The sequence below is a fragment of the Streptomyces sp. NPDC053076 genome (genome assembly GCF_044546845.1).
In the GTDB taxonomy this organism is placed as follows: domain Bacteria; phylum Actinomycetota; class Actinomycetes; order Streptomycetales; family Streptomycetaceae; genus Streptomyces.
Window position 1 is genome coordinate 103,716 of record NZ_JBITZL010000015.1, and the last position, 5,417, is coordinate 109,132.

The 5,417-nt window shown below is 69.1% G+C and carries 3 protein-coding genes; all 3 read left to right on the top strand.

Going from position 1 to position 5,417, the window contains the following annotated elements; translation table 11 throughout:
- The first annotated feature begins 344 nt into the window (after positions 1 to 344).
- The 3 genes from ACIGYR_RS37435 to ACIGYR_RS37445 all read left to right on the top strand — a co-directional run bounded on the left by ACIGYR_RS37435 (position 345) and on the right by ACIGYR_RS37445 (position 5,058).
- Entirely contained in the window at positions 345 to 734 is a 390-nt protein-coding gene (locus ACIGYR_RS37435) for a hypothetical protein (RefSeq protein ID WP_399607905.1), read from the top strand.
- A gap of 460 nt (positions 735 to 1,194) precedes the next feature.
- A complete protein-coding gene (locus ACIGYR_RS37440) occupies positions 1,195 to 2,550 on the top strand; it encodes an FAD-dependent oxidoreductase (protein ID WP_399607903.1) in 1,356 nt (451 codons plus the stop codon).
- An 861-nt stretch (positions 2,551 to 3,411) separates the two neighbouring features.
- Positions 3,412 to 5,058, top strand: coding sequence for a M4 family metallopeptidase (locus ACIGYR_RS37445; RefSeq protein WP_399607900.1), 1,647 nt, complete (start codon positions 3,412 to 3,414; stop codon positions 5,056 to 5,058).
- Positions 5,059 to 5,417 lie beyond the last annotated feature (359 nt).

Below are 5,417 nucleotides of genomic sequence, written 5' to 3' on the forward strand. Positions count from 1 at the left end.
GGACACCTCTCCCCCGGGTGGGGCCGCGGGGCGCCCCTAGCCGGGGCCGCGGCTGAGGGTCGAGGCCGCGGTACTGGTCGCCCCGCGGGCGCGACGGGGCGGGCGTTCGCCGGCCCCGCGACGGGCCGGCGAACGCCGGACAGCACGTCGATCCCCTGCCTACGCGCGAAGCGTGCTCCACGCGGGCTCGCGCATTGCTGCCGGTCCTCCCCCCCGCGCCCGTCGACATCGAGCCCCGGCGCCGGCGGGGCAGGGACCAACAGGGGGCGGGGAACGCCGAGTACAGGCGGGTGGGCTACATTCATGGTCGTCTTCGCACGTCCCCACTGTCTGAGGAACTGTCTGTGTCCCAAGTACCGCCCCTGCGCGGCTCCTCGTACACCCCGGAGCAGATACGGCGGAACCGCCTGATCTTCCTCGGTCTGGTCCTCGTCCTCGCGGGCCTGGTGGCGTTCTGCACTCTGGGCCCGTACGACACGAAGGACCAGTCCGCGACGCTCAAGGCGGGGGACTGTTTCCAGAACATCGGGACGGAGAAGCAAGCGAAGACCAAGAAGCTCGACTGCACTGACCCGCATGCCGACTACAAGGTCCTGAAGATGGACGAAAACGCAGTCGTCGATACCCTCTCGTGCTCCGACGTCCCGGGCACGACCGGCTCGCTCACCCAGTCGGGCTCGGGCGATTGGTTCGTCGTCTGCTTCAAGGACAACGACGAGAAGGTCAAGAAGTAGCAGGACGCGGCCTACCCTCGCCGCCGTGGCGGACGGTGACCGGCGTGCCCGAGTGTGGCGGCGCGGCGCCGGTCGGGCGAGGCCGGCCTGAACCTCAGCCGTGCGAAAACGGCCGGTGAGGGGTCGCGGTAGACGGCCCCTCACACCAGCATGTCCTCCCACTGCGCGCTCGCCCACCGCGAACACGGGCCAACTGGCCGCCAAGCGTCCCCTCGACGACACGGCAACCACGGCCGGCGTACGCGCCCCGAAGTCGTACCGCCGTCGCAGCCGACCGGATTCGACCGTACGGCAGCGGGCTCGTGGACCCATGCTTGACCGATGTGTGCTGCGCCGGTGTCGGGTCGTGGGATCGTACGCGCTCCCCGGGCGCTTCTCGAGCCCCGTATCAGGCGCCTCGACAGTGCCGTTGACTTGGTAGACGCGCGGCGCCTCGCCCCGATCACACGTGGGAGACGACATGAAGACAGATCGCCCGTGGGACAAGGCCGTTGTCATCGGCGGCAGTTACGCGGGGCTGGTGACCGCGCGTGTGCTGGCCGACTTCTTCAGCGAGGTCGTCGTGGTGGAACGGGACGCCGTCGACGAGGACACCGGCGCCCATGCCGGCGCTCCGCAGGGCTACCACGCTCACGCCCTGCTGGCCAAAGGTGGGGAGATCCTGGAGCGGCTGTTCCCGGGCCTGCGTGAGGAGCTGCGAGCAGCGGGAGCCCCGGTGTTCGACTACGGGGAGGGCATCGACTTCCTCCTGCCCGTCGGACTCGCGCCCCGAGACCGCACGGGCGTGCGCGTCCAGACCTTCACCCGCGACGAGCTGGAACGCCGCCTGCGCCGCAAGGTGCTCGCGCTTCCCCAGGTCAGGCTGAGCCCGTCCACCCGGTGCACGGGTCTGACCCGCGACCCCTCCGGCCGGGTGAGCGGCGTGACGTGTCGCTCACAGGGCGCGGAGCCCTCGGAGCCCTTCGAGGTGGCCGCCGATCTGGTCGTCGACGCCTCGGGACGGTCCAGTTCCCTGACGGACTGGCTGACCGCGGCGGGGATCAGCGTGCCGCCCAAGCGGACCGTGAAGGCAAAGGTCACCTACACGTCGATGAACTTCGACCGGCCCGAGGCGAGTCGCCCCGGCCAGCCGGACTACTACGTCGCCTATCAGATGCTGTTCGCTCCGAGTGTGCCCCGGGCCGGGGTCCTCCTCGCCGTGGAGCGCAATCGGTGGACCTGCTCGCTGTTCGCGTTCGAGGACCAGCCGCCGACCGACGACACGGGCTACCTGGCGTTCGCCGAGAGCCTGAACAACCCGCGCCTGGCCGAGCAGATCGGTCGGCGCACCGTCCAGGAGCCCACCCGCCGCTACACCAATGCCGACAATCAGTGGCGGCTCTTCCATACCGTGAGGGACTGGCCGGATCGCCTCATCGCCGTCGGTGACGCCGTCTGCGTCTTCAATCCCGTGTACGGCCAGGGCCTGACGGTGGCTGCGCTGGAGGCAGAACTGCTCCAGCGCATGCTGAACCGGCGCCGGGCGGGCGGACGGCTGGACGGCGTCGGCGGCGCCTTCCAGAAGAAGCTGGGCCGACTGCTGCTGGGTCCGTGGACGCTGTCCACCAACTCGGACCTGATGTGGGCCCCGGAGGGGCAGCCCCTCGTCGCGCGCTTCGCCCACTGGTACAACACACGGCTCTTCCATGTGGCGGTGAAGGACGCGGCAGTGTGGGCCGCTTTCGTACGCGTGGTGAACATGGTGGCCTCACCGGCCTCGCTGTTCCACCCCTTGGTGGCCTTCAAGGTCCTGACGGTCACTCCCCGGAAGACGTGACGAACGCCGACCAAGCGGTGCGGCACAAGTACGAGCGCCGGCCGGTAGGGGAGCGGGAGCCGTCCGGCAGAGACCGCGCTGTCAGACCTCCGCTCGATAGAACGGCCCATTCCGCTGCGGGAGTTGTGGTGGCGGGTGGGCATGAGGTGGAGGAGACGTGGGGGAGTTGTCGTATCTGATCCACGCCCGTGGCGCGCGGGGCCGCCGTTGAGGTTGTCTCGTGCATGCGTCTCCAACCCCCCACATGTCATGGAGAGTTCATGCGCTGTGCCCACTTCGGCCTGCCCGAACCCGTCCAGCTTCGGCTGCTTGGGCAAGGGCGCGCCAGACAGGTCTGACCACCGCCGGCCCGCCGCGGGTTCCTGGTGCACGGCTGGTGACGGCACCGCTGTCACCGGCGTCGCGCAGGGAGCCGCGGGCCGCAGGGGGTCCTGCCGGAGCTGGACCGCACGGCCGGCTACCGGACCGCCGATGGCGTACGGCCTTCAACGGCGTCCCGAGAATGCCGGGAGTGCCGCTCGCGCGCATGAGTTCCGAGTAGCGAAGGCGGCGGCGATGTCCGCCTCTCGGTGCCGCCCCGCGCCGCACATGTCGGGCAGGGCGGTCTCCGGCTGTCCCGCGCGGCACCGGCCGCTGTCGGCTCCGCCGAAGCGTGGCGGCGGTGTCTGCATGCAACTCTCCCCGTTCCGAGTGGTCGGCCGATTTCCGGCCGACATCGCTCACACGTATATGACATGTACGGGTCACAACTAAAAGTCGCTGTTCACCCGCTGTACGAGCACGACTTCGTATCCGCAGCCGTTCCGTTCGGCCTCGTACCGACCGGGCGACCAACCCCCCCACGACAAGGAGCCATTTTCCGTGAGCCTCCTCCCTGTGCGCCACAAGCGCACCACTCTGGCCATCGCCACCGCTGTGGCCTCCGGAGCCCTCCTCGCCACTGGTCCGACCACCAGTGCCTCCGCACAGATCGCGGCCGCACCCCTGTCCGCGAAGCCGATCGCGGCGGCCCCGACCGCCCTGTCCGCCGCCGCTCGGACCACGCTCATCCACAAGGCGCAGACCGGCGCCGCCGGGACCGCGCGGCGAATAGGTCTCGGTGCCAAGGAGAAGCTGGTTGCCAAGGACGTCGTCAAGGACGTCGACGGCACGGTGCACACCCGTTACGAGCGCACGTACGGCGGTCTTCCCGTCCTCGGCGGCGACCTGATCGTCCACACCACCGGGTCCGGCAGGACCGAGGGCGTGACCAGGGCGGCCAGGTCGGCCATCAAGGTGGCGTCGCTCACGCCGAGGATCACCACGGCAGAGGCCGAGAAGCAGGCGGTGTCCGCCGCCAGAACCCTCGGCTCCGCCCAGACCGCCGCCGACGGCGCCCGCAAGGTGATCTGGGCCGGCTCGGGCAAGGCCGTCCTCGCCTACGAGACGGTCGTCGGCGGTCTCCAGGACGACGGCACCCCGAGCCGGCTGCACGTCATCACCGACGCGGCCACCGGCAAGAAGCTCTTCGAGTACCAGGGCATCGAGACCGGCGTCGGCAACACGCACTACAGCGGCAAAGTGGACCTGACGACCGCACAATCCGGATCGTCGTACACCCTCACCGACGCCTCGCGCGGCGGCCACAAGACCTACAACCTCGACCACGGATCCTCGGGCACCGGCACCCTGTTCTCCCAGTCCGAGGACACCTGGGGCGACGGGAAGGTCGCGACCGCGGCCACGGCAGCCGCCGACGCCGCCTACGGCGCCCAGGAGACCTGGGACTTCTACAAGAACACCTTCCAACGCAACGGCATCAAGAACGACGGAGTCGGCGCCTACTCCCGGGTGCACTACGGCAACGCGTACGTGAACGCGTTCTGGGACGACAGCTGCTTCTGCATGACCTACGGCGACGGCGCCGGCGATTCCGACCCGCTGACCTCGCTGGACGTGGCCGGCCACGAGATGAGCCACGGCGTCACCTCCAACACCGCGGGTCTGGAGTACTCGGGCGAGTCCGGCGGCCTCAACGAGGCCACCAGCGACATCTTCGGCACGGGCGTCGAGTTCTTCGCGAACAACTCCTCCGACGTCGGCGACTACCTCATCGGCGAGAAGATCGACATCAACGGCGACGGCACCCCGCTGCGCTACATGGACAAGCCCAGCAAGGACGGCGGCTCCGCCGACAACTGGTCCGCGGACGTAGGCAACAAGGACGTGCACAACTCCTCCGGCGTGGCCAACCACTTCTTCTACCTCTTGAGCGAGGGCAGCGGCGCCAAGACGATCAACGGCGTCAACTACGACTCGCCCACCCAGGACGGCTCAAAGGTCAGCGGCATCGGCCGCGACAAGGCTCTGCAGATCTGGTACAAGGCGCTGACGACGTACTTCACGTCGACGACCGACTACAAGGCGGCCCGCGAAGGCACTTTGAAGGCGGCGGCGGACCTGTACGGCGCCGACAGTACTGAGTACAAGACGGTCGCCGCGGCCTGGACCGCGGTCAACGTCAGCTGACACCCGCACCATCAGCAGGGGCGGCACCCGGGATCCGGGTGCCGCCCCGGCCACGCCCGCGGGCGACATCGGCACGAGACGCGGCGCCCGTTCGGACACGGCCGATCCACGACCTCCACGACCTCCACGACTGATCGGACCAGGAGCACCGTCACGGCGCAGAGTTGGCGGGTGCAGCTGACCACGGGAAAGGGGTGGCGCGCATCGTGTCGGGTGAATTGAGGGGACAAACGCGGCGAAAGCCGTACGGGTCTGTGCATGTTCAGTGCCTGTGTCTGAACCTCGGATTTGGGTAGCTTTGCGTCCTAGGCTGGGCGGATGTCCGATGGCGCCGAGGAAGTCGCTGAGCGGTTCTGTGA

Bases quoted from the DNA above. Each gene is read 5' to 3' on its own strand.
- ACIGYR_RS37440 (WP_399607903.1), top strand. From the start codon at position 1,195: ATGAAGACAGATCGCCCGTGGGACAAGGCCGTTGTCATCGGCGGCAGT.